The sequence below is a fragment of the Roseobacter sp. CCS2 genome (assembly GCF_000169435.1).
GTDB lineage: Bacteria > Pseudomonadota > Alphaproteobacteria > Rhodobacterales > Rhodobacteraceae > Yoonia.
In genome coordinates this window covers 1-23,411 of record NZ_AAYB01000004.1, presented here as the reverse complement: position 1 = coordinate 23,411, position 23,411 = coordinate 1, and the positions used below count along the sequence as shown (strand labels likewise).

The following is a 23,411-nucleotide window of genomic DNA, read 5'->3' as shown; positions in this document are numbered from 1 at the left end:
CGTGTTTTATGCTGTCAAATGGCTGTGACCGGACAGCTGCGTAATCAAGAGTTGATCATTCATGCACCGTAGAACTTTTATCGCCGCGCTTACCATGATTGGCCTTGCTGGCTGCGGGGGTGGGGCTGGCCTGCAAGGGACTGCCCGACCACAGATGGATCGGTCATATGCCTTGCGCGGGTTTCGCTTTGATGCGCAGGCGGGGCTTCGTATCGCGGAAAGTGAATCATTCTATCCAGCAGCTGATGTGGTTTGGCGTGGTGATCCGATTGGCCCGCGTATTCCGCAGATCGCGGTCATGTTTGAAGAGGCTGCAACACGTAACCGTGCCATTCTGAACGGCAGCTTTCCTGTCGATGTCGATGTGACGCTGGTGCGGTTTCATGGTGTGACGAACCGGACGCGCTTTACAGTTGGTGGTGTGTACAATGTGGTCTTTGACATGACCGTTCGCCGGGCCGGAACAGACGAGGTGATTGAGCCGACACGCCGTGTCGCTGGCAACCTTGACGCACCCGGTGGTGAACGCGCGGCAAGACTTGATGCCGCAGGGCAGACCCAGAAGGTCAGGGTGACTGATTTCCTGACCAGCCTGCTGCGCGCGCAACTGGTCTGATCACGGCCCCTTTCCAGCCGCGGCAAGAGCGGGTAGGACGCGGGCATGACAGATCAAACATCCCCCGCACTGCCCGTCGTTCGCCTGATACCCAAGGCCGAAGCACGCGCAATCCGCCACGGTTTTCCTTGGGTTTACGCCAATGAACTGGTCACTGACCGCCGCACCCGCAACCTGACCCCGGGCACGATTGCTCGGTTGGAGGATGCCAACCGTGTCCCAATGGGTGTGGTAACGGTGAACCCGGCATCAAAGATTATCTGCCGCATGCTGGATCAGGACCCGGAGGCGGTGGTTGATCAAGCGTGGTTTGCTGCGCGGCTCACACGGGCGCTGGCGCATCGCGCGCGCCTTTATGATGAACCGTTCTATCGTTTGGTCCATGCAGAGGCCGATGGTCTGCCGGGTGTGATTATCGACCGCTTTGGTGATCTGGCCGTGGTGCAGCCAAATGCGGCTTGGGCCGATGTGCTGATTGGGCCACTGGTTGCAGCACTGCAAGACGTCACTGGCGTCACAACCGTGATCATGAACGGCACAGGACGCGCGCGGACACTGGAAGGGCTTGCGGAAAAAACCGACGTGCTGACCGGCGATGCGCCGCACGATCCGGTCGCCGTGCCAATGAACGGCGCGACTTACATGGCCGATGTCATGGGGGGGCAGAAGACCGGGCTTTTCTTTGATCAACGCCCGAACCATGCCTTTGTCGCGGGCCTGTCAAAGGGCGCACGGGTGCTCGATGTCTTCAGCCACGTGGGTGGCTTTGGTTTGGCCGCACTGGCCGCAGACGCCGCATCTGTTTTGGCTGTCGATGGATCTGCGCCAGCGTTGGAATTGGCCGCAACCGGGGCGTCGAAAATGGGCGTTTCCGATCGGTTCACAACCCGCAAGGGTGATGCCTTTGATGTGCTTGCGGCTTTGGCAGAAGAGGGCGAAACCTTTGATGTCGTGATCTGCGATCCGCCAGCGTTTGCCCCTTCTAAGCCTGCGCTGGATGCAGGTCTGCGGGCGTATGAACGGATTGCGCGGCTGGCGGCCCCTTTGGTGGCTGACGGCGGCTATTTGACACTGTGTTCCTGTTCGCATGCAGCAGATTTGACCAAGTTTCGCAATGCGTCCGCCCGCGGGATCGGGCGCGGCGGCCGGCGCGGGCAGATTATCTATACCGGGTCCGCCGGGCCTGATCACCCGTTGCTGCCGCATTTGGCCGAAAGCGGCTATCTCAAGGCGCTGACGTTCCGCCTATGAGGGTGATGATCGACGCGTGTGTGTTGTATCCGACGGTCATGCGCGAGGTGCTGCTGGGCTGCGCCAAAGCGGGATTGTTTGAGGCGCGGTGGTCGGCACGCATTTTGGAAGAATGGGCGCGGGCCGCAGGTAAGTTGGGACCTGCGCAAGAGGTTTGGGCGCGGGGCGAGATTGCGTCGCTTGGCGCAAGCTTTCCACAGGCCCTTGTATCTTATGACGCGGCGCAAAAACGGCAGTTCTGGTTGCCTGATCCGGCGGATATTCATGTGTTGACGGCGGCTGTGGTCGGATCCTGTGACGGTATTTTGACCATGAACGCCAAAGACTTTCCCAAGAACATACTGGGCGATGCGGCGCTATTGCGCTGGGACCCTGATGGGTTTGCGTTGATCCTGTTGGCAGAGGCCCCGCAACAGGTCACACATATCGCGGCGGATGTATTGGCCGAGGCGAACCGGTTGTCAGAAACACCTTGGACTATGCGGGCGCTGATGAAAAAGGCGCGCATGCCCCGATTTGGCAAAGCATTAGAACGCGGTGGCGGCGCTTAGCTTGCGCCCCATTTCGCTTCATTGGCCTCAATCGCGGCGATACGCTGCGGTGTTTTTGGATGGCTCATGACCCACGCAGGGATTTTGGCACCGCGCGCACCTGTGAGCGTTTCAAGCTTCTTGAACAGTGATTTTTGTGGCTCTGTTCCGATCCCGGCCTTGACCAACAGGGCAGAGGCATAGGCATCCGCCTCAAATTCATCGCTGCGCGACAGGCGCGCGGCCAGCAGGCTCATCAGCCCGTTTGCGATCCACGGGCCGACGCCGGGAATGAACCGGCCCAATATCATCGCCAGTGCGGTGCGCATCGCATTTTGACCGGAAAAGTCAATCATGCGGCGGCGCGAATGACCCAAAGCAACGTGCCCCATTTCATGCGCGATGACGGTTGCCATTTCTTCTGATGTTACTTCGCCCGCCCGGTATTTGTTGAAAAAACCGCGGGTGATGAAGATACGGCCGTCAGGGGCGGCAAGGCCATTGACCGGTTCAATCTCATAGATATGCACCTTGATCCGATCGATATCGAGCGCCTTGGCCATACGGTCCATCAGCACTTTCAGGATAGGGTCGGCAAGCTCTGTCGAATTGGCGTCAAGTTCGCGCTTGGTGCGCCAGATCGAAAAACGATACATGGCCAAACCGTAAAGGACGGCTAGCAGGATAGGGGCAAGTTTGATCATATGTCTGATATGGGCGTGTTGCGCTTTTTCTCAAGGGTTTGGGCGGGGTTGAACGACCCCGATGATTATTTTTCGTCACGCCGGGAATAGCCTGCTATGCTGATGCGTAGACTAAGCACGGCATGTGATTTTGGCCGATGCTTTGAAAGGTTGTATTTGAGATGAGAGTTATTTTGTTGATTACGTTTGCATGTGGCCCGATGGCCTGTAGCGAAACCCCCAAGACCGCGACGATGGACCGTCATTTTTCTTCATCCGAGATGGTATTCAAACAGTAGCGCGACGGCATTGTTTATGCGTCACGCTTACCGCCCCAGCGCTTTCATCCCCGTCTCAATCCCAGCGAGGGTCATGGGCACCATGCGGTCAGCGCCAAAAATCTCTTGGATCATCTGGATGGATTGGGTGTAGGGCCAGTAGCGTTCATCCAGCGGATTGATCCACAGATGGTTGGGCCATTGATCGCGGGCGCGCTCTAGCCAGATATGCCCGGCCTCTTCGTTCCAATATTCGTTCGCGCCACCTTTGAAGGCAATCTCGTAAGGCGACATACTGGCGTCACCCACAAAGATGCATTTATAGTCCGGGCCATAGGTGCGCAGCACATCCCACGTGGGGGTTTGGGCGTTCCAGCGGCGGCGGTTGTCTTTCCAGACGCCATCATACAGGCAGTTGTGAAAGTAGAAATATTCGAAATGTTTGAATTCTGATTTGGCCGCGCTGAACAGTTCTTCGACGACTTTGATGTGAGGGTCCATGGACCCGCCGATATCAAGAAACAACAGCACTTTTACCGCGTTGCGTCGTTCGGGCCGGGTTTGTACATCAAGGTATCCATGTTCTGCGGTGGCGCGAATGGTGCCGTTCAGGTCCAGTTCCTCATGTGCCCCGTCGCGCGCCCAGCGGCGCAAGCGTTTCAGGGCGACCTTGATGTTGCGCGTGCCCAGTTCCACCGTGTCGTCAAGGTTCTTGAATTCGCGCTTGTCCCAGACCTTGACCGCACGCTGATGGCGGCTTTCGTTTTGGCCTATGCGCACGCCTTCGGGGTTATAGCCGTAGGCACCGAAAGGTGACGTGCCAGCCGTGCCGACCCATTTGGACCCACCTTGATGGCGCCCCTTTTGTTCTTCCAGCCGCTTCTTGAGCGTCTCCATCAGCTTGTCAAAACCGCCCATCGCTTCAATCTCAGCTTTTTCTGCGTCGCTCAGGTGCTTTTCGGCCAGCTTTTCCAGCCATTCGGCGGGGATATCAACGGCGTTCAACACCGCTTCATCGGGGATACTGTCCAGCCCTGCGAAGGTGGTAGCGAAGGCGCGGTCGAATTTGTCCAAATGACGTTCATCTTTGACCATGATGGTGCGTGCCAGAAAATAAAACGCTTCAACATCATAGGTCGCAAGCCCCGCTTTCATGCCTTCCAGAAATGACAAGAATTCGCGCAGTGAAACGGGTACACCGTTGCTGCGTAAATTGTCAAAAAAGGGCAGGAACATCTGTTATGTCAGGCTGCGCTGTAGAAAAATCAGGATGAATATACCGATCACACCAAAGATCATGCCGAACACAGCGCCCCATTGCAGCATGTCCTTGCCTTTGCCGCCTTTGGATTTGGCACGCAGTGCACCAAAAATTGCGCCGATAACGATGCCGGAAAGAGGGATCATGGTAAGTAGGCCTTTGTCAGCTGGGCGGAATTTGCGGCACGAGGGATGCAATTTCATTGAGCCTGTCAATGACCTCATCCCGGTCACCGAACCCATAAAGTGCCCATCCTAAACTGTCCAGACGCATGGCCATGCCGGCCTCTGTGTCGCCGCTCAGGTCCAATGCTTCGGCATTGAACATCATCAACAGCGACATAAGTGCCGCGTTTTCATGGCGCCTTGCCACGGCAATGGCGGGCTTTGTGATGGCAATCGTGGCTTCTGCATCGCGTGAAATCAGGGTGAAGGCCGCCAATTGTAACGCGATATGGGCGGAATGAATGTCTGTCACCGGGCTTTGACCATAGGCACGCCCTGCGGCGTTAAAGGCGCCAAGGGCCAATGTCGCGTCGTTGCCGATCTGCAAACGCCCATAAGCGTAGTTGGCAAAGCCTTCACGGGGGCCAGTCCAACCCAACGCCTGCCCGATGGCAATGGCGCGCGCGGCCGCTTGTCTGCGGCGCGTTTCCGATATCCGATCGCCAAGCGCGTCGGTCATGGCCGTGATCCAGGCCCGCGATGTGGCTGACGGTATGCCACCACCGGGCCGTTGGCCGCGCGGGTTCATGCGGGCAAGAATACCGGGCAGGCGGCTGGCCACCTGTTGTTCAGTCATGCCGCTGCGCAATTCCGGCGCGTAGTACGCCCGCAGCATCAACATATCAAAACCGGTCAGCACCGCATGGATATTGTCGTCATTGAAGACGGAATCGGGCAGGCGGTAAAGGTCGTTCAGCGGTCCCAGCGCTTGGGCCAACTCCTCATGCAGGCAATCGCGCACTTCTTGCGGTGTCACGTCAGAGGGAATGAAGATGCCGGCTTTTTCGCGGGTTTGCAGTGTGGCCCAGTTCAGCGTTGGGGTGTCGCGCGCGGCGCGCAATTCCGCCCAGCTTTGCACACGGGGCACGACAAAGCAGGCGGCGTTTGGGGCGGCGCGTTGCAAGGTGCGGTTGGGCACGGCTTCGATCACGATGTTTGCATCCGCATTGTTGGTCAGGCGGATATCAATGCGCGCCTCGCGGCGCAGTCTGTCCAGCAATGCTGCCAGGTCTTCGCGATTTTCCTGACGCAGGTTGCCGACGACCCGCACGGTGATCGGCCCTTCAAACCGGGTCAACGTGGGCAAGGTGCGCCCGCTTTCCATTCGAAACGCCAGATCCACAAAATCCAGTGCCATTTCCGAGTTTGGCCGTGTGGCGGGTCCGGGGCTGGCCCCGGCAAAGCGTTGCACGTCCGGGAACGTCAGACGGATCGGGTCAGGCCCGTTGGGCACTTCGGCACAGGCGGCCGCAAAGGCCAAGGCAAGGATGGCTAAACGCTTCATGTGGGTCTCTGATATTTGATGAAATTGGTCAGCTGGCCAACACGGTCATAAAGCTGGCGGCCCGTGTGGTTGTCGTCTTGCGTCAGCCAATAGACGGAAGGTGCATCAGCCTGATCAGCGGCGGTATAAACCGCCTCGATCAGTTTGCGCCCCACGCCGGTGCCGCGCACGGATGGATCCGCATACAGATCTTGAAGATAACAAACATTTTCTATGCGCCAGCAATGGCGATGAAAAACATAGTGAACAAGGCCCACGATCCTGCCATCTTGTTCTGCGACCTGTCCGTGAAAGTCCTGCGGATCATCACCCAGTAACCGCGCGAAGGTACTGGCATAAACGGCCTCTGGCACGCTGGAACTGTAAAACGTCAGGTAGTCGGTCCAAAGCCTGCGCCAGTCGGCTTCGTCGCCGGATTGGACCGGGCGGATCATCAAACTGTGTATGGTTGTCATCAGGCTGCTCGTTCTTTGTCTTTTGGCGACAATAGCTGGGTTTACGCGCAGGGCCAGTCAATTAGCTGTGGGGTCTTGTTTTGGCCGTACTGCATCTGTTCTATCGGGCTTATGAAAAGACCTTTTATCATCACCGTTCTGGCGTTAGGCATCGCTGGCCCGGTTGTCGCACAACCCTTTAGCAAAAGCATGGCGGAATGCGCGGGGCTTTACGCCTTTGGGCATGACAATGTCCAAAGCGATGATGCGTTGCACCTGCTGGAATACGGTCAGGCCAAATGGATGAATGCGGCCATCGTGCAGGCGCAAGGCGAAGGGGTGTCTGACCCCCGCGATTACGTAGAGGCCGCGATGACAGCGAAATATGAAGAATGGAACGCGCGCGGCGTGACGGCGGTGTTTACCGAAGAGTTCAGTGATTGGATGGATTACTGCCGGTCTTTTGCGCGCGCACAGGATATTGACCTGAACCCGGCTTAACGCTGACCGCGCGCCATAAAGGCCAGACGTTCAAACAGATGCACGTCCTGTTCGTTCTTTAATAAGGCCCCATGCAGCTTGGGCAGCGCATTTGCCCCGTCGCGTTTAAGGTCTTCCGCGGTCAAATCCTCGGCCAACAGCAGTTTTAGCCAATCCAGCACTTCGGACGTCGATGGCTTTTTCTTCAACCCTGCCGTTTCGCGTAGTTCATAAAACTGGGTCAGGGCGGCAGTCAGTAGCTGATCTTTGATACCGGGGTGATGCACCTCGACAATCTGGCGCATGGTGTCCATGTCAGGAAAGCGGATATAGTGGAAAAAGCAGCGGCGCAGAAAGGCGTCGGGGAGTTCTTTTTCGTTGTTGGACGTGATGATCACGATAGGGCGGTGGACAGCCGTGACGGTTTCGCCCGTCTCGTAGACATGGAATTCCATCCGATCCAGTTCTTGCAGCAGGTCGTTTGGGAATTCGATGTCAGCCTTGTCGATCTCATCAATCAGCAACACGACTTTTCCGTCAGCACCAAACGCCTGCCAAAGCTTGCCCTTTTTGATGTAATTGGCCACATCATGCACGCGGGCATCACCCAGTTGGCTGTCGCGCAGGCGGCTGACCGCATCATACTCGTACAGACCCTGCTGGGCTTTGGTGGTGGATTTGATGTGCCATTCAATCATCGGCAATCCAAGGGATGCACTGACCTGCCGTGCAAGCTCAGTCTTGCCGGTGCCTGGCTCGCCTTTGACCAGCAAAGGACGTTCCAATGTTACGGCCGCATTCACAGCCATCGTAAGGTCGTCGGTGGCCACATATGTGTCAGTGCCGGTGAATTGCATGATGTCGCACCCTTTTGATTTCATGGGCAACCTAGCAGGTCATCCGCGATCATCAACACCTTGCGAGGAGGGCAAAATGGGGGGGTGACAGCACCGATTGAAGGGAGTAAACCCGCGTCAAAACTGGGGTGAGGGCAGTGCGGACGCCAGCGTGCGACTGCCACAGTGAAAGGGATTTACGATGAAGGCCGAAGTGTTTCTAGCAGACGACTATCGCCCAGCAGACGATGAGCCATTCATGAACGACAAGCAGACCGAGTATTTCCGCCGGAAACTGCTGAACTGGAAATCTGAACTGATGGAAGACAGCCGCGACACCGTCGCTGGCATGAAAGACCAGACCCGCAATATCCCTGACGTGGCCGACCGTGCGTCCGAAGAAACAGACCGTTCGCTGGAACTGCGCACCCGCGACCGCCAGCGCAAGCTAGTCACTAAAATTGACGCCGCCCTGCGTCGTATTGACGAAGGTGAATACGGCTATTGCGAAAAGACCGGTGAGCCGATTTCACTGAAACGGCTGGATGCCCGCCCCATCGCGACCATGAGCCTTGAGGCGCAAGAGCGTCACGAACGTCGCGAAAAGGTCCACCGGGACGACTGATATGACCCACAACCAAAGCCGTGACATTGCCATTATTGGCGGCGGCATTGGTGGTTTGACCGCAGCACTGGCCTTTGCGCGCCAAGATGCCAACGTCACAGTTTACGAACAGGCACCCGCATTGACCGAGGTCGGGGCAGGGTTGCAGATTACCCCTAATGGCGCGCGTGCGCTGAACGCGCTGGGCATCGACAACGACTTGAACGCCACCGGCGTAACTGCCCAAGCCGTTGTTCCGATGGATGCGGTGCGCAGCCGCGAAATTACCCGCTTTGACCTGTCCACGCAAAACCCGCCCTATCGGTTTTATCACCGTGCGGCACTGATCGACATTCTGGCGCGTGGCTGCGAAGCGGCTGGTGTCAAATTCAAACTGGGTGCGCGGATTTCCGGGCTGAATCCAGATGGCAGTTTTGATATTGGCGACGCTGTCGTCCGGCCTGATTTGACCATTGGTGCCGATGGGCTTCATTCGGTTGTGCGGGGTGTGATCAACAAACCAACAGAGCCTTTCTTTACAGGCCAGGTCGCTTGGCGCGCGATGATCAAGACAGACAAATCTGATCCCGTAGCCCGCATTTGGATGGCACCAGGACGGCATATGGTGACCTATCCGCTGTCAGGTGGTCGGCTGAATATCGTGGCCGTTCAAGAACGTAGCGGGTGGGCCGCGGAAGGGTGGAACCACGCAGATGACCCCGGCAACCTGCGCATGGCCTTCGCCGATTGCGGGTGGGAGGTCAAAAGCATCCTTGGTGAGGTAGAGACAGCAAACCTCTGGGGGCTGTTCCGGCATCCGGTAGCGGAAAAATGGCACAGTGGTTCGGTGGCGATCCTGGGGGACGCGGCGCACCCGACGCTGCCATTTCTGGCGCAGGGTGCGAATTTGGCCATTGAGGATGCGTACACTCTGGCACGCTGTTGCAATGCAGATGCGTCGCTGGCGGCGGCTTTGCAGACCTACCAAGACACGCGGCGCGCGCGCGTGATCAAAGCGGTTGAGGCGGCCAATAAGAACGCACGGAACTATCACCTCAGCGGGGTACAGCGCCGGATTGCGCATGCGGGATTGAAGACAATGGGAAAGGTCGCACCAGCGGCGTTCCTGAATAGGCTTAGCTGGCTTTATGATCACGATGTGACGCGATGAGGTGATTGCGTAAGAACTGTTGGCGACACTTTGTCATCTGTAAATCAGCGTGACAGCAGGATTTGTCGATATCTATGCCATTAAACAGACATTTTCTTTGACTAAGATATGTCAGAGTTGGTGTTTTCAGGGGGTCTGCCATGGTCGCTTTATTAGACTGGTCATCTATCACTGGTACTAACGATCCCAGCACCGTTTTTACGGATAGTGCGACTGGGCTGTCTGCTGATGTGTCGGTCACGTCTTCGTCTGGCTGGACCGAGTTTAATGGCTCTGGCTTTGGCACCACCGGGTTCAACTATTCTAGTGGCGCGACGGCAGCGTCGCCAACAAGTTCTACCATTGATTTTGGTCGCGATGTCGACAATGCGACGTTCGTGTTGATGGACGTCGATGCCAGCCCCGGCAATTTCGCTGACCAAGTCACAATTTCCGCTTTGGATATCAATGGTAATCCTGTCGCTGTGACTTTTTCGAATCTTGAGGCCTATCATTAGGTACCCGATAATGGGGACGGCACCTATACTATCCTCGCAACGGGAAATACCTCGACCAACTTTGACGGCGTTAATGCGGCAGACAGCGTAACGGTGAGCTTTGACGCACCAATCGCGTCTTTCACTGTGGTCCATAGCAGTACGCCGGGGTCCACATCAGGGACTGTGGGCGTAAGCGATGTTTCATTTGATATTTTTTGTTTTTCGCGGGGCAGTCGAATTGAAACCCCGCATGGACCACGCGCCGTCGAGGATTTGGCGATTGGCGACCTTGTTGTGACCAAGGATAGTGGCGTGCAGGCGATCAAATGGATCGGCCGCAAGAAAGTGTCCGCGCAGCGATTGGCAACAGAGCAAAACCTTCGCCCTGTCAGACTATTGAAGGATGCGTTTGGTGACGGCATTCCATGTCGCGACATGATGATATCACCGCAGCACAAAATCCTGATATCGGATTGGCGTGCTGAAATGTATTTTGCATCGTCCGAGATATTGGCACCTGCCAAGGGTTTATTGAACGACCGGACGATACGCATCGTAAATGAACCAGCCGATATCGAGTATATTCACATGATGTTTGAAAAACATGAGATTGTGACCGTCGATAACCTGCGAAGCGAGAGCTTCTTTGTTGGTGATAACGCCGTTTCTACGCTGGATCAGGAAGCACGCCACGAACTCTTCAGCCTGTTTCCCGAGCTTGGGGCGGATCAGGCTTCTTTTGGGGCGACCGCCAGACGGGCGTTGAAAGTGCGTGAAGCCAGCGTTCTCAGCCAGTGACGCATGTCTATCTGATGCCAGCCGCAACGGCCAAGGACCTTGGCACGGATCTGGAAAAGCTGCGGATCAAAAACCATGCCAAAATCTTTGGCACTGACGCGTTTGAGATGACCCCATTGTACACACCAAGCGAGCAGGAAGCCTTTGCAATTGAAAACAATTGGTCGGTTTTTATTTTTATCGAAGACGGGCTACTGTTTGAACAAATAATTCCAGAGGTAGTCAGTAAGCGGCAGCAGTGGAAGAAGATTACCAATCCGAAAGTGATTGATACTCTGGTCGCGCGAAAAGCTGTTTTGAAGCGGGCACTTTAGGACCCGGCCTGTTTACCAATTTCGGCTGGCCTGATGCGTTACCCGTTCCAAAACCTCGTGACTGCGCCAATCAACGCGGTAAATCTCTTCTTCAATCCGGAAATAAACCCAGCCATCACTTACCGTGGGCAGGCCGTAATAGCGGGCGTTCATCAGCATAGAATATTTGCCGCGCTCTAACGTTTCACCAATTTCAACAGGGCCGGGCTTTGGTGTCAGGGGCTGCGGTATGGCCACGCAGGCCGTACCAGCCACCGCAATCCGGCATTGCGCATGCGCCAATGTGGGCAGGCTGGCCGCGATAATCGCGGCACTGATGACAGGGCGAAGCATGACAACGTTCCTCAGTAACAAGCAGTCAGTTTAACCGATTTTTGCCTTACGCGGCAAGATCGACCCAGACAGGCACATGATCCGATGGTTTTTCGCGGCCCCGCACGTCGCTTTCGATCCAGCAGGTATTGAGCAGATCAGCACATTGCGGGGTCAGCAGGAAGTGATCAATGCGGATACCGTCGTTCTTGTCCCATGCACCGGCTTGATAATCCCAGAATGAATAATGGCCTGCACCTGCCTCGCGCGCGCGAAAGGCCTCGGTGAACCCAAGGTTCAGGATGCGGCGATAGGCGTCGCGGCTGTCTTGGCGAAACAGGGCGTCATCGCGCCACGCATCTGGGCGAGCGGCGTCTTCGGCCTGCGGAATAATGTTGTAATCTCCGCACATAAGCGCCACTTCTTCATGTGCCATCAGCTGTTGCGCCCGCGCATGCAATCGTTCCATCCAGCGCAGTTTGTAATCATACTTTGGCCCCGGCGCAGGGTTGCCGTTGGGCAGGTACAGACCGCAAATGCGGACCGCCTTTTCACCAACAACCGTGGCCTCGATATAGCGGGCCTCTTCGTCATCGACGCCTTCACGACCGGCGCCCTCCGCGCCGGGCAAACCGCGTGTGACGTCCTCAAGCGGCAGCTTTGACAGGATCGCGACACCGTTGAACCCCTTCTGGCCATGGGTTTCGACGTTATAGCCTTTGTCTTCAAACACCTCGCGGGGAAAACCCTCATCCACCGACTTGATTTCTTGCAGAACAGCAACATCCGGCTGGGCCTCATCAATCCAGTCTGTCAGCGCGCCAATCCGGGCTTTCACACCATTGATGTTGAATGTCGCGATTTTCATATATGCTGTCCCCGTTTGGTGCCTAGGCAGTGTTTTGAGCGAGGGGAAAGAGAAAGGCAACTGCCGTATGTCGCTGGTGGCCGATGACGTTCCGGGTGTGAGAAAGGTATCTGGAGCGATATTTTTCAATTGTTCAACGTCCGCTGAGTGGACAAACCCGCCTTTGGTGTATGCGGCTATTGCTGGCGCAGCAAACATTCGCATTTGCAACGCTGCAAATTCGGCAACTCAGCGGATGTCACCGCACCAGTCATTCTTTAGGAACAATTTCGTCTCACCGGAAACCTTCCCTTCGCCGTAGATAGACACAACGCGAAGGTCGCGGAACGTTGCTAAAATTCGTCCCTAACTGTGGAGGACCGGTTTCTGCGAATACCCTCTAGATTTTGTGTTAGACAAATTGTTGCAGAGAGCTGACGACACGCAATACAATCAAGCTTAGCTTGGACAAGCGTGGCATGGCCTTCAGCGTGGTCGCGGCCACGATGAACTGCCGTTAACTCCAACCTGCGCGGTGCAGCCAACCTAAAGTCGCGTTGGTGCCGGTCTTAGGCCTGTATTCAGCCCCCAATGGGACGTCCCAGCCCAATTGCGAAATAATGCCAAATATGTAGCTATAATTCAGCTCTCCATCATCCGGTGGCCCCCGGTCCGGAACGGACGCGAATTGAATATGACCGATAATCGGCGCGAGAGCCTGAAGACGGCGGCTGATGCAGCCTTCCATCAGCTGGACGTGATAACAGTCAAACATCAGCTTCAGATTTGTGTGGCTTACCGTTTCAATGATGCGGCGCGCCTGATCCGTGGTCGTCAGGAAATAGCCTGGCGCGTCATAGTGGTTCAAAGGCTCGATCAGGATCGTGACGTCTAACGCCGCGGCCTGTTCGCATGCATAGGTCAGGTTTGCCTGAAAGGCCGCAAGCGCCGCATCGCCCTCTGCAAAGCCTGCCATTACATGCACATTGGGCGTGCCAATTGCATCGGCATAGCTCAACGCCTGGTCAATCGCTGCGCGGGCGTCGGCTTCGCGACCGGGCAGCGCCGACAGGCCATTTTCGCCAGCAGCAACGTCGCCGCGCGACGTATTCAGCCCCAGCATCCGGAGATTGGTCTCGGCAAGTGCTGCGGCCACGTCGGGGGCAGGCGTATCGTAGGGCCAGTGGCATTCGACGGCGTCAAAGCCGGCCGCTTTCGCCGCGTGAATTGCGTCGACCAATGACAGATCAGACCACAAGAACCCCAGATTTGCCGAAAACTTCATGTCTCCCATGGGACTTCAAACTTGGTGACAACGTTCTGAACCTGGGCGGCGGTCAACATGCGCGGGTTCAGCCCGCGTGTCAGCATCGCCAAGCGGGCCGTGTCTTCGAGCTCTTCGATCGCGTTACAGGCCGCTTCAACATCCGCGCCAGCGACGACCGGGCCGTGATTGGCCAGCATGACGGCACTGCGTTTCCCGGCCAATCCGCGCACGGCCTCGCCCATCGCGGCATCACCGGGCATGAAAAAGGGCAGCAGCTGCACCTTGCCGAGTTTCATGATGCCGTAAGGGGTCAGAGGTGGCAGAAAATTGTCCGCATCCGCGTCGGGCATCATGGACAGGGCAACCGAATGACAGGCATGTAAATGCACAACCGCTCCGGCAGTGCTGCGTGTGTCATAAAAGGCCGTATGAAGCGGCATTTCCTTTGTCGGCGGATCGCCATCAATCAGGGCGCCCATCGCATCAAACCGACTAAGGCGACCCGGATCAAGCTGTCCGAAACTGGTGCCTGTCGGTGAGACAAGCAAACCGCCATCATCGGTGCGCGCCGAAATGTTTCCCGTACTCCCGCCTGTTAATCCACGATCAAACATTGATTTCGCCAATAGGCAGATTTGCTCCCGAAGAGCGGCTTCAGTCGTCATTTCAGCTCCATTTCCAATGCGTCCTCAAAGAATGTTGCGGCACCGAAATTCCCTGACTTGAGCGCAAGGGCGATATCGCGGCCATCGGTCTGGCAGAACGTCCATGGCACACCGGGGGCAATTTCGCAGCGCACATCCAGTTGTGCCACACCCAACGCCCTGGTCACGGCACCCGAAGTTTCACCCCCGGCGACGACAAACCGGCCAATGCCCATCGTGCGGGCTTGTAGGGCTAGTTGTGCCAAGGCGTTTTCGACAACGGACCCCGCCTGCGCCACGCCAAGTGCGGCCTGACTTGCCTTGACCTCTGCGGGGTCTGCGGTTGCATAGATGATCGGGTTGGCCGTGATCGGCTGTGCGGCAAGCCAATCCAAGGCTGCTTGTGGTCCATCCTTGGCCAGCACACGCGGATCCAGCAGGTAACCGGTCGCGTTTTGCAGATAATGCGCGACTTGCGCGCGCGTCATGGCCGAACAACTGCCTGACAGCACAATAGCGCCACTATCAATGTCCGGCACGGTGCGGGACGCCTGCGATGCAGTGAGCGTTCCATCCTTCAACCAAAGCATGGGCAGCGGCATCGCAACGGCACTGCCCCCGGTCAGCAGGGCCATATTCTGGCAGGCCTCAGCGATCACGTGCAAATCTTCGTCTGCGACCGCATCGACAATAACATGCGCCACGCCCTGGGCCCGCAGATCGTCCAATCGGGTCCGCAATGCCGCCGCACCGCGCGCGACGGTCAACCGATTGGCAAGCCCGACGGGTTTTGTCACTTGTGGTTCAAGCAGGCGCATCAAATTCGCGTCCGTCATAGGGGTCAGTGGATGATCTTTCATCGGGCTTTCATGCAGGGGCTGCGCGCCCACAAATAGATTGCCCATGAAAATCGCGCGCCCATTCTCGGGGAACGCGGGACAATAGATGGTTTGATCGGTTCCGATATCCGCCATCAAGGCCTCGGCAACCGGGCCGATGTTGCCTTGCGGTGTTGAATCGAAGGTCGAGCAATATTTCCAAAAGAACCGCGTTGCTCCCGCAGCCTGCAACCATGCCAACGCCTTTCGGCACTCAGCGACAGCAACATCCACAGGTTCGGTGCGGGATTTCAGGGCGATGACTTCGAAAGCGGCGGTGTTGTCCGGAACCTTGTCAGGAACGCCAATGCGCAATGAAACGGGCACCCCGCTGCGCGCAAGCATTCCGGCCAGATCGGTCGCACCGGTAAAGTCATCCGCAATGCAGCCAAGAAGTGTCGTCATTAAATCAGGTCCTTTGGTGAACATATCGCGCAGCCAAATTACAGCACCTCGCGTAGCATATAGATTGAAGTCACAAACAAGAATCCAGAAAATACAAACCGCAATGCGGTCGGGTCGATCGCATGTGACATACGCGCGCCAATGGGGGCTGTGAAAATCGCCGCTACGACGACTATGACAGCGGCTGGCATATTGACGTTCCCAAGCGACCACGGCGGGCGATCTGCAACGCCCAACCCCGACCAAACAAAGCCAATCACCGCAGGCACAGCGATAACGATACCAAAAGCTGCGGCTGTTCCGATAGCCCGTTTCACGGGGAAAGAAAACAACGTCAGTATTGGCACAGAAAGGGTCCCGCCCCCAATGCCCATCAGCGCTGACAAAAGCCCGATTACACTGCCAATCAGCGACCTTGGTAAAACCGATGATGGCACGCTGTCTGCGATGACAGGGCCTTTGGGTGCAGCCATGGTTAAAGCAACGATCAAGGCAATGGCGCCAAAGATAACGGTCAGTTGTGCGCCATCCACATATTTCGAAGCAAGCCCACCAAGGGCTGCGCCGACAAAAATGAATGGCGCCCAGCTTCTAAAAAGATGGGTATCCAGCGCGCCACGAATATAATGCGCGCGCGCCGAAGAAACAGAGATCGGGATAATCGTCGCAAGCGATGTGGCAACGGCCAGATGCATTGCGACATCGTTTGGGACGTTCAACGCGCCAAACAGAAAAAACAGCACTGGCACAACAAACATGCCACCACCAACGCCCAGCAATCCAGCCAATAGGCCAGACAAAGCACCCGTCGCGAGCAGAATGGCACCGATGATCAGCAGAAACGAAGGCGGCGCAAAATCAATCATTTATCCACCTATTTGGGAACGGAAACACGTGCATCATGGACCAAAGACCACGCTAGGTAACCAAGTGGCAAGGGCCGGAAACAGAGCAAGGATACATAGCATCGAAAGCTGGATCACAACAAACGGGGCGACGCCTGCATAAATGGTGCTGGTCTTGACCTCGGGCGGTGTCACCCCGCGCAGGTAAAATAGGGCAAAGCCGAATGGCGGTGTCAGGTAAGATGTTTGCAAGTTTACGGCGATCATCACGCCTAGCCAAACCGGGTTCAAGTCCATCGCAAGCAGAATGGGTGCGACGATTGGTACAACCACAAACGAAATTTCCAGCACGTCCAGAAAGAACCCCAAAACGAAGATCACGACCATCACGGTAAACACTGCACCAAAGACACCGCCGGGTAGTGACGTCAGAACGTGGGTCACGATCTCGTCCCCGCCAAGCCCCAAAAACACAAGTGAAAACAGCTGCGCGCAGATGATGATCGCAAACACCATTGATGTGATGCGGATGGTCTGGCGATTGACCTCGGCCAGTGTGCCGTTTTGGAACACGCGCCATAAGCAAACGGCAAGACCATAGGCCACAGCGACACAGGCCCCAACAGCGACCCAGATCGCGGCTTTCTCAACCGGTGTTCCAATATCACGCGTGACCCGCATATCCACTTGGGTCACAAGGGCGATCAGAATGATCAGCCCCGCGCACACAGCCAGCACAGCCCCCTTTCTTGCGGGATTGGCGCGGTGACCGCCAAGGACCGTTGCGCCTAGGGCACCCAGTGCGGCAGCCTCGGTCGGGGTGGCGATACCGGACAGGATGGACCCCAAAACCGAAAAGATCAGCACAGCAGGGGCAAGCAGCGCATGCACAATGCGTCGGCCCAGATCAGCTGTCTCGCCTGCATCGGATGCGCTTAACGCCGGGCCAGCAGATGGTTTGATCCAACAATAAATCAGAATGTACAGAATATAGAGACCAACCAGCACCAGCCCAGGCACAAGTGCCCCCGCAAACAGGTCGCCAACCGAAACCGGGTCGGGCGACCAATTCCCAAGTTCACGTTGTGCCTGCTGATAAGCGATCGAAATCTGATCCCCCAGCACGACCAGAATGATCGACGGCGGGATGATCTGGCCCAGCGTACCGGACGCGGCAATGACCCCGGTTGAAAGTTTCGGATCATAGCCGCGGCGTAACATCGTGGGCAGGGCCACCAGACCCATGGTGACAACAGTGGCGCCCACAATCCCCGTTGATGCTGCCAGCATCGCGCCCACTACGGCAACCGATATGCCCAATCCACCGCGCAGCCGTCCAAACAGCATGCCCATCGTCTCAAGCAGTTCTTCGGCCACGCGGGACCGTTCCAACATGACACCCATGAAGATGAAAAGCGGGATCGCGATCAGCACCTGGTTGGCCATCAATCCGCTGACACGGTTGGGCAGTACTGCAAAGAATGACAGCTGAAAGGCGTCCAACCACCACCCAAGCAGGCCAAACAGGATGGACGCGCCCGCCAGCGTAAACGCAACCGAAAACCCCAGCATCAACGTGCCAAAAACAAAGACTATCATCAAACCAAGAAGGATATCGGGATCCAAACCCTATCCCCCTGCATCGCTTTGCGGGTCTTGCCACGCATTTGTCGACAGCACACCGCGCAAAACAAGAACCGAACGCAGCAACAGCGAAACCCCCTGTAGCAGCAGCGTCGCCGGGAAAAGCAAGATGCATGTCTTCAGCAGAAACATCGCCGGGATGCCGCTGGGTTCCATTGATCCTTCCCAGACCGCCCATGACGCGGCCACGTAAGGCCAGCCCGCCCACAACAACAGCACACAAACGGGCGCCAGCAAGAACACGACACCGATGATATCAACCATCGCTTTGGTCCGAGGTGAGGCGTCGCTGTAGAAAATATCAACGCGCACATGCCCATCATGCAAAAGTGTATACCCCGCCGCCGACAGAAAAATGATCGCGTGCAGATACAGAATGCCTTCCTGCATCCACAGGATCGACAGGCCGAATACATACCGCATGAAAACAACGGCACCTTGCAGCAACACCATGGCAATCGCGAGCCACGACAGGCCACGCCCAAACGTGTCGGTAATCATATCGAGATGGTGTGACAGCTTCAGCATGTATTTCATTCAAAAACCGAAAGCGCCCAAGGCAGGTGACCAAGGGCGCTCTCAGCAGGGAGGAACCTGTTAGATATTTGATCCGGCCATTGTGCGGGCATTCAGAAAGCCCTGGATGCCCAACCGCGACCAGCCAATCGATTTTTCGCGAAATGCTTGATAGCTGTCCCAGACGGCCCGCGTTATGGCGTCCGTGTTTGCCACATCCTCCATCACGTCGCGGCTGGCCTTGGCCAGTTCGACCAATAAATCGTCCGGGTATTGATGCAATTGCACGTCATGCTCTGTCAGCAACTTGTCCAGTGCATCGGGGCTGACGCCGTTATATTCAGCCGTTTGCAGATAACATTCGGCTTCCAGTATTGACGTGATGATCTGTTTGTCGGCGTCTGACACGCCTTCCCAGAAATCCAGGTTGATCCCGTAAGACCCGATATTGCCCGGTTCATGGAAGCCCGGCCAATGGTAGTGTTTCACGACCTTGTGGAAACCAAAGGCCAGATCGTGCCATGGGCCAACCCATTCGGCCCCATCAATGGCACCCGACTGCAGGGCTGCGAACACCTCTGACCCAGGCAGGTTGACAACAGCCACCCCTATAGACCGCAAAACCTCGCCGCCTAAACCGGGCATCCGGAACTTCACGCCTTGCATATCATCCAGCGATTCGATCTGCTTATTATACCAGCCGCCCATCTGAACACCTGTGGATGGGCCTGCGAATGGCTTCATGTTGAAACCTTCATGCAGCGTGTCCCACAGCTCTTGACCGCCACCATGGAGGATCCAGGCATATGTCTCTGGCGTGGTCATACCAAAGGGCACGGCACCGTAGATGTTATAGGCTTGGCTTTTGGACGGGTGGTAGTATTCGGACGAATAATACATGTCGGCATTGCCGGCAGCGACCGCCTCAAACACGCCCACGCCGCCAGGCACAAGTGCCCCACGATCATACAGCGCGACCTCGATCCGGCCTTCTGTTGCTAGGTTTATGCGATCCGTGACACGCCGGGCGGATGTCCCCAGCCCCGGAAACATTGTTGGAAAAGACGTCACAAAGCGCAGTTGTGTCTTGCCCTGTGCGACAGCGGGCGACGCAAGTGCGGCAGCCCCCGCCACACCAAGGCCAGCCGTCCTGATAAACCGTCTGCGTTCGATTGATTTCGTCATCTTTCCCTCCCACAAGAACACCGGGAAGTCCGGCATATTCTGCGTTACATGCAGCACGCGTTGTCGCGCGCTCCTCCACCTAGTCATCATACCAGTTGAAAATGTGATCATGTCAAGCCATTGTCTTGCCAAGCGCGTGGTATCTTGATTTTCCACCTACGGCCCAGGTGCTTGCGTGCAACGTGAGAGGATAGAATGACAGCTTGTATTCATGATCATTCGGACTGGCAGCGGGGCGATCCAACGGGCGCCGCGGGCAGATATCTGACACCGGATATGACGTTGGAAGCGCTGTCCTTGGTCAAACAGGGGCGCATCATCGATCTCGGCCGGATCATCGCACCCGGCGCGCCGGCCAATCCAGCGCTGATGACACCTTATGTCATTTCACCCACCGTCCGCGCCTCCGACAACATCGCGATGCGGCGCGCGAACGGGGGCGAAAACGATGCGGGCGCGATATTGGAACGCATTGGTATGACAACCCATGTCGGTACACACATCGACGCGCTTGGGCATTTTGCGCGGGGCGATGCCATGCATGGCGGCAGGTCTGCTGCAGCACTGACAACACCTGTTGGGCTGGCTGATCTTGGTGTCGAAAATATCCCGCCGATGGTTACAAGAGGCATCGCCCTGAACGTCGCCAGCCTGGATGATGGCAATCATCTTCAGCCGGGACGCGCCGTAACAGCGGATGATGTGAAAACAGCATTTGACAGAATAGAAGCCACGCCACGACCGGGTGATGTTGTGTGTCTGCACACCGGATGGGGGCGTTTTTACGACACGGACCCTGCGCGTTACATCGCGGGCGAGCCGGGAATAGATCTGGAGGCTGCAAAGTATCTAACATCGCATGGTGTTATCGCAATTGGTGCGGACACGATGGCGGTCGAGGTTCTGCCCGGCGCAGATTTCCCCAAAATTCAGATGCCAGTACACCTGCATTGTCTGGTCGACGCAGGGGTTAACCTAATCGAGAATATGTTGCTGGAACCACTGATCGTGCAAGATATTTCCGTGTTCTGCATCATCGTCGCACCCGCGAAACTGAAAGGCGCAACAGGCGCACCTTTGCGACCGCTCGCGCTAGTTTAGATGGGTGCGGTGATACAGAACATTTGCTCGGGTCAGATGATCGTGCATCGCCTTGGCCGCGCGTTTTTCGTTCTTTGCTTCGACGGCATCCAGAATGTCGATATGCTCATCAATTGTCAGCTGCTCGCGGCCTGGCAGAATAACGGTATCGGAGTGGAAATCAGCCAACCAGCCGAACATTGCTTCGGCAAGTGCGGTATAGATCGGGTTGCCGCTGGTCGCAGCGAGCGCGCGGTGAAAGTCGCGGTCATGGCTGAGAAAGCTGTCTTTATCCGACATCGCACCGGCTTGCGCCTCAATGATCCGACGCATCCGGTCGAGATCGGACGCGGTGCGCATGCGTGCGGCCTCTTGCACCATCGCTTTTTCAAACGCAAAGCGCGCGACCTTGAGGTGTTCGAGGTTCGCACTTGAGGAGGCGAGCAGGTGACGCATGGTGCCGCTGAAGTGTTCAACCATCTTACCGATAGAAGGCTCGGCTACTTTCGCCCGCTCACCATGACGGATCTCAACCATGCCCATCACCTGCAAGTGCTGCATGGCCTCGCGCACCACCGGGCGGCCTACACCGAATTGCGCCATTAACTCGCGCTCTGACGGCAAGGCGGCACCCGGTCCATAGGCATCATCCTGTAACAACGCGATCAGACGCTCACGTATGTTGTGTGACAGGTTTTTCTTACGGGCTTTTGGCTTTGTTGCGGTCATTGGGACAAATTCATACAGGATGAGAGCTTATTCAAGCGGTTTCGTAAGTCGCGGGACATTTGAGGCGTCGTCGGTAGCGCCTCTATTCTGATCATACCAGTCTTTATATCTGGTGCATTGAGTCGGTAAAAGCAAAGCAGAAGTAACATAATTAAGCGGCATGCCTCAAGCCTAGAAAACAATGATAGTATATCTGTAAGAACCGCAGTATTTTGTTTTATATGGATAAATTATCGCAATTAGGAAGCCCCACACTGCACCCCTTGTGATGACTTGACTTATGAAATCATTTAAACTGGTATGATGAGTGGGTTAATGACTATGGATGTCTGACACCCCAATAGTGTTAGCCTTGGCCCAAATAACTGGTGCCAAAGGCGTTCTTGGGAGGAATAACAATGACCAATTCAAAGATGTTCTGGCAACGCGGTCCTTTGGCTGCCACACTCACGCTTGCCGTTGCCACCGCACCGATAATGCCAACGGCTGTGCACGCAGAAGAGAAAGCATATACCGTTTCCGCAGGTTCAATCAGTGGCAGCTGGTTTGCGATCATGACCACGATGTTCGAGCTGTATCGCAACAATATTGATGATCTAACCTACACAACCATCCCTGGTGGCAGCGTTGCAAACCCGATATCGCTCAGCTCTGGGCAGTCACAGTTTGCGATGTCGTATTCGACCAATCTGTTTGCTGCCGCACGCGGTGATGAGCCTTACGAAGGCCAGCTTGATAACATCCGCGCTATCGCGAATACAGGCCTGTCGGCCTACATGCATGTCTATTTTGATAAATCGCTAGGCATCGAAGAGCTTGGCGACATCGCGGAGCGGCAAATCCCACTCAAAATTGATACCGGTCCGCGCGGCAGTGGTGGTGAACTCGCCGCCGGACGCATGCTGGCCGCCCATGGCGCATCATATGAAGACATCCAGGCATGGGGTGGTTCAATCACCTATTCGCCCTACCGCGAAGCGATGGACCGCGTGAACGACAAACAGATCGATGGCTTCGCGAATGACGACTTGCCAGGTGCGCCGCTGTTTGCCGAATTTGCCGGAAAAGACGACATCACGATCTATTCGCAATCGGAAGAGGCCATCGCGCTGATGGAAAGCGAGTATGGCTACATCCCGGGCGTCATCCCTGCAGGCACCTATGAAGGGCAGGATCAGGATATCATGACGACCTACCAGACCCCGCTTTTCGTCACGACCGCCGATATGGACGAAGAGGTTGTCTATCAGATGACCAAACTGATGTTTGAGAAAACCGATGAACTGATCGCCGGCCACAACGCGTTCACGGCACTTGACGTTAACAAAGCACCATTCGGGCTGACTGTACCTCTCCACCCCGGAGCCGAGCGGTATTACCGCGAAATCGGCGTTCTGGAATAATCCAGCGAAAGAAATGGTTTGGTTGCTCCGCTAAGGCGGGGCAACCTTTTCGTGCATCTGAAATGCCGCAGACACAGTTATCGGGGAAGTAGCGAAATGGCCGTAGAGGTAAGTGGGCAGCGTATTTTGTCAGGCGGTCACGCCATGATATTACGATACTTTACGCTGATCGTGATTTTCTATCACCTGTACACGGTGCAGTTTGGCCAGCCTCAGGTTCTGATTTTCCGGTCCATTCACGTCGGCATGTATACGGCACTTGTCTATCTGGCCTATGGCCTATCCGCACGACGCAACGCGGATCGCATTCCCTGGTATGACTTCGTTCTGGCAGGCATCGCATTGGCGCCTGCATTCTATGTCTACTTTGATTATGACCGCATATCGCTGCGGTATCCTTATGTCTCTGCGT

General features: G+C 56.2%; 28 protein-coding genes. 12 read left to right on the top strand and 16 right to left on the bottom strand.

All coding sequences use genetic code 11. The features are described 5' to 3' along the window. Positions 1 to 61 precede the first annotated feature (61 nt). Genes RCCS2_RS13360 through RCCS2_RS13350 form a run of 3 tightly spaced genes read left to right on the top strand, consistent with a single transcriptional unit; the run spans position 62 to position 2,418 of the window. The gene (locus RCCS2_RS13360; protein ID WP_037294211.1) at positions 62 to 616 is read left to right on the top strand and encodes a DUF6778 family protein; all 555 of its coding nucleotides are present in this window, start codon (positions 62 to 64) and stop codon (positions 614 to 616) included. A 45-nt stretch (positions 617 to 661) separates the two neighbouring features. Further along, positions 662 to 1,867: an RSP_2647 family RNA methyltransferase gene (locus RCCS2_RS13355; protein ID WP_008235083.1), complete on the top strand. Its 1,206-nt coding sequence runs from the start codon at positions 662 to 664 to the stop codon at positions 1,865 to 1,867. Next, positions 1,864 to 2,418, top strand: coding sequence for an RSP_2648 family PIN domain-containing protein (locus RCCS2_RS13350; RefSeq protein WP_008235082.1), 555 nt, complete (start codon positions 1,864 to 1,866; stop codon positions 2,416 to 2,418). The genes RCCS2_RS13355 and RCCS2_RS13350 overlap by 4 nt, the downstream gene beginning before the upstream one ends. Here RCCS2_RS13350 and RCCS2_RS13345 read toward each other — a convergent pair. From RCCS2_RS13345 to RCCS2_RS13330, 5 genes are all read right to left on the bottom strand, one after another. Next, a complete protein-coding gene (locus tag RCCS2_RS13345; protein WP_008235081.1) occupies positions 2,415 to 3,101 on the bottom strand; it encodes a M48 family metallopeptidase in 687 nt (228 codons plus the stop codon). The genes RCCS2_RS13350 and RCCS2_RS13345 overlap by 4 nt on opposite strands. A gap of 305 nt (positions 3,102 to 3,406) precedes the next feature. Next, positions 3,407 to 4,594 carry a vWA domain-containing protein gene (locus RCCS2_RS13340; RefSeq protein WP_008235079.1) on the bottom strand — a complete coding sequence of 396 codons (1,188 nt, stop codon included), beginning with the start codon at positions 4,592 to 4,594 and terminating at the stop codon, positions 3,407 to 3,409. Between the two features lie 3 nt (positions 4,595 to 4,597). Next, positions 4,598 to 4,765 carry a hypothetical protein gene (locus tag RCCS2_RS18590; protein ID WP_008235078.1) on the bottom strand — a complete coding sequence of 56 codons (168 nt, stop codon included), beginning with the start codon at positions 4,763 to 4,765 and terminating at the stop codon, positions 4,598 to 4,600. Between the two features lie 16 nt (positions 4,766 to 4,781). Continuing rightward, positions 4,782 to 6,128, bottom strand: a complete 1,347-nt coding sequence (locus tag RCCS2_RS13335) for a DUF2927 domain-containing protein (protein WP_008235076.1) — start codon at positions 6,126 to 6,128, stop codon at positions 4,782 to 4,784. Next, the gene (locus RCCS2_RS13330) at positions 6,125 to 6,583 is read right to left on the bottom strand and encodes a GNAT family N-acetyltransferase (protein ID WP_008235074.1); all 459 of its coding nucleotides are present in this window, start codon (positions 6,581 to 6,583) and stop codon (positions 6,125 to 6,127) included. The genes RCCS2_RS13335 and RCCS2_RS13330 overlap by 4 nt, the downstream gene beginning before the upstream one ends. A gap of 111 nt (positions 6,584 to 6,694) precedes the next feature. Between RCCS2_RS13330 and RCCS2_RS13325 the strand changes: the two genes are divergently transcribed. Then, entirely contained in the window at positions 6,695 to 7,063 is a 369-nt protein-coding gene (locus RCCS2_RS13325; protein WP_008235064.1) for a hypothetical protein, read from the top strand. Here RCCS2_RS13325 and RCCS2_RS13320 read toward each other — a convergent pair. Continuing rightward, on the bottom strand, positions 7,060 to 7,899 hold the full coding sequence (locus RCCS2_RS13320; RefSeq protein ID WP_008235063.1) for an AAA family ATPase: 840 nt from the start codon (positions 7,897 to 7,899) through the stop codon (positions 7,060 to 7,062). The genes RCCS2_RS13325 and RCCS2_RS13320 overlap by 4 nt on opposite strands. Positions 7,900 to 8,080: 181 nt before the next feature. Here RCCS2_RS13320 and dksA point away from each other — a divergent pair, with 181 nt between their 5' ends. The 5 genes from dksA to RCCS2_RS13295 all read left to right on the top strand — a co-directional run bounded on the left by dksA (position 8,081) and on the right by RCCS2_RS13295 (position 11,244). Continuing rightward, positions 8,081 to 8,503 carry an RNA polymerase-binding protein DksA gene (gene dksA, locus RCCS2_RS13315; RefSeq protein WP_008235061.1) on the top strand — a complete coding sequence of 141 codons (423 nt, stop codon included), beginning with the start codon at positions 8,081 to 8,083 and terminating at the stop codon, positions 8,501 to 8,503. A 1-nt stretch (position 8,504) separates the two neighbouring features. Then, entirely contained in the window at positions 8,505 to 9,653 is a 1,149-nt protein-coding gene (locus RCCS2_RS13310) for an FAD-dependent monooxygenase (RefSeq protein WP_008235060.1), read from the top strand. A 140-nt stretch (positions 9,654 to 9,793) separates the two neighbouring features. Next, complete coding sequence (locus RCCS2_RS13305) at positions 9,794 to 10,150, top strand: hypothetical protein (protein WP_008235057.1); 357 nt, start codon at positions 9,794 to 9,796, stop codon at positions 10,148 to 10,150. Between the two features lie 93 nt (positions 10,151 to 10,243). Further along, complete coding sequence (locus tag RCCS2_RS13300; RefSeq protein WP_008235054.1) at positions 10,244 to 10,930, top strand: Hint domain-containing protein; 687 nt, start codon at positions 10,244 to 10,246, stop codon at positions 10,928 to 10,930. Further along, on the top strand, positions 10,927 to 11,244 hold the full coding sequence (locus RCCS2_RS13295) for a hypothetical protein (protein WP_008235052.1): 318 nt from the start codon (positions 10,927 to 10,929) through the stop codon (positions 11,242 to 11,244). The genes RCCS2_RS13300 and RCCS2_RS13295 overlap by 4 nt, the downstream gene beginning before the upstream one ends. A 12-nt stretch (positions 11,245 to 11,256) precedes the next feature. Here the strand turns inward: RCCS2_RS13295 and RCCS2_RS13290 are convergent, their stop codons facing one another. The 9 genes from RCCS2_RS13290 to RCCS2_RS13250 form a co-directional block, all read right to left on the bottom strand. Then, on the bottom strand, positions 11,257 to 11,577 hold the full coding sequence (locus RCCS2_RS13290) for a hypothetical protein (RefSeq protein ID WP_008235051.1): 321 nt from the start codon (positions 11,575 to 11,577) through the stop codon (positions 11,257 to 11,259). 46 nt (positions 11,578 to 11,623) lie between these two features. After that, on the bottom strand, positions 11,624 to 12,424 hold the full coding sequence (xth, locus tag RCCS2_RS13285; protein ID WP_008235050.1) for an exodeoxyribonuclease III: 801 nt from the start codon (positions 12,422 to 12,424) through the stop codon (positions 11,624 to 11,626). 496 nt (positions 12,425 to 12,920) lie between these two features. Then, complete coding sequence (locus tag RCCS2_RS13280) at positions 12,921 to 13,688, bottom strand: hydroxypyruvate isomerase family protein (RefSeq protein ID WP_008235049.1); 768 nt, start codon at positions 13,686 to 13,688, stop codon at positions 12,921 to 12,923. Beyond that, on the bottom strand, positions 13,685 to 14,335 hold the full coding sequence (otnC, locus tag RCCS2_RS13275; RefSeq protein WP_008235048.1) for a 3-oxo-tetronate 4-phosphate decarboxylase: 651 nt from the start codon (positions 14,333 to 14,335) through the stop codon (positions 13,685 to 13,687). Before otnC ends, RCCS2_RS13280 begins: the two co-directional genes overlap by 4 nt. Further along, complete coding sequence (gene otnK / locus RCCS2_RS13270) at positions 14,332 to 15,597, bottom strand: 3-oxo-tetronate kinase (protein ID WP_037294209.1); 1,266 nt, start codon at positions 15,595 to 15,597, stop codon at positions 14,332 to 14,334. The genes otnC and otnK overlap by 4 nt, the downstream gene beginning before the upstream one ends. Positions 15,598 to 15,635: 38 nt before the next feature. Continuing rightward, complete coding sequence (locus RCCS2_RS13265; protein WP_008235046.1) at positions 15,636 to 16,463, bottom strand: sulfite exporter TauE/SafE family protein; 828 nt, start codon at positions 16,461 to 16,463, stop codon at positions 15,636 to 15,638. Between the two features lie 33 nt (positions 16,464 to 16,496). Further along, positions 16,497 to 18,068 carry a TRAP transporter large permease gene (locus tag RCCS2_RS13260; protein WP_008235045.1) on the bottom strand — a complete coding sequence of 524 codons (1,572 nt, stop codon included), beginning with the start codon at positions 18,066 to 18,068 and terminating at the stop codon, positions 16,497 to 16,499. A gap of 3 nt (positions 18,069 to 18,071) precedes the next feature. Next, complete coding sequence (locus RCCS2_RS13255; RefSeq protein WP_156788554.1) at positions 18,072 to 18,623, bottom strand: TRAP transporter small permease subunit; 552 nt, start codon at positions 18,621 to 18,623, stop codon at positions 18,072 to 18,074. Between the two features lie 60 nt (positions 18,624 to 18,683). After that, the gene (locus tag RCCS2_RS13250; protein ID WP_008235042.1) at positions 18,684 to 19,787 is read right to left on the bottom strand and encodes a TRAP transporter substrate-binding protein; all 1,104 of its coding nucleotides are present in this window, start codon (positions 19,785 to 19,787) and stop codon (positions 18,684 to 18,686) included. Positions 19,788 to 19,982: 195 nt separating this feature from the next. Here RCCS2_RS13250 and RCCS2_RS13245 point away from each other — a divergent pair, with 195 nt between their 5' ends. Continuing rightward, positions 19,983 to 20,888 carry a cyclase family protein gene (locus RCCS2_RS13245; RefSeq protein ID WP_008235040.1) on the top strand — a complete coding sequence of 302 codons (906 nt, stop codon included), beginning with the start codon at positions 19,983 to 19,985 and terminating at the stop codon, positions 20,886 to 20,888. Here the strand turns inward: RCCS2_RS13245 and nanR are convergent. Continuing rightward, positions 20,880 to 21,596: a transcriptional regulator NanR gene (nanR, locus tag RCCS2_RS13240; RefSeq protein ID WP_008235038.1), complete on the bottom strand. Its 717-nt coding sequence runs from the start codon at positions 21,594 to 21,596 to the stop codon at positions 20,880 to 20,882. The genes RCCS2_RS13245 and nanR overlap by 9 nt on opposite strands. 398 nt (positions 21,597 to 21,994) lie before the next feature. On the opposite strand from nanR, the gene RCCS2_RS13235 reads away from it, so the two are divergent. Then, the gene (locus tag RCCS2_RS13235; protein WP_008235036.1) at positions 21,995 to 22,999 is read left to right on the top strand and encodes a TAXI family TRAP transporter solute-binding subunit; all 1,005 of its coding nucleotides are present in this window, start codon (positions 21,995 to 21,997) and stop codon (positions 22,997 to 22,999) included. Between the two features lie 96 nt (positions 23,000 to 23,095). Further along, the coding region (locus tag RCCS2_RS13230; RefSeq protein WP_008235033.1) for a hypothetical protein at positions 23,096 to 23,411 on the top strand (316 nt) is incomplete at its 3' end.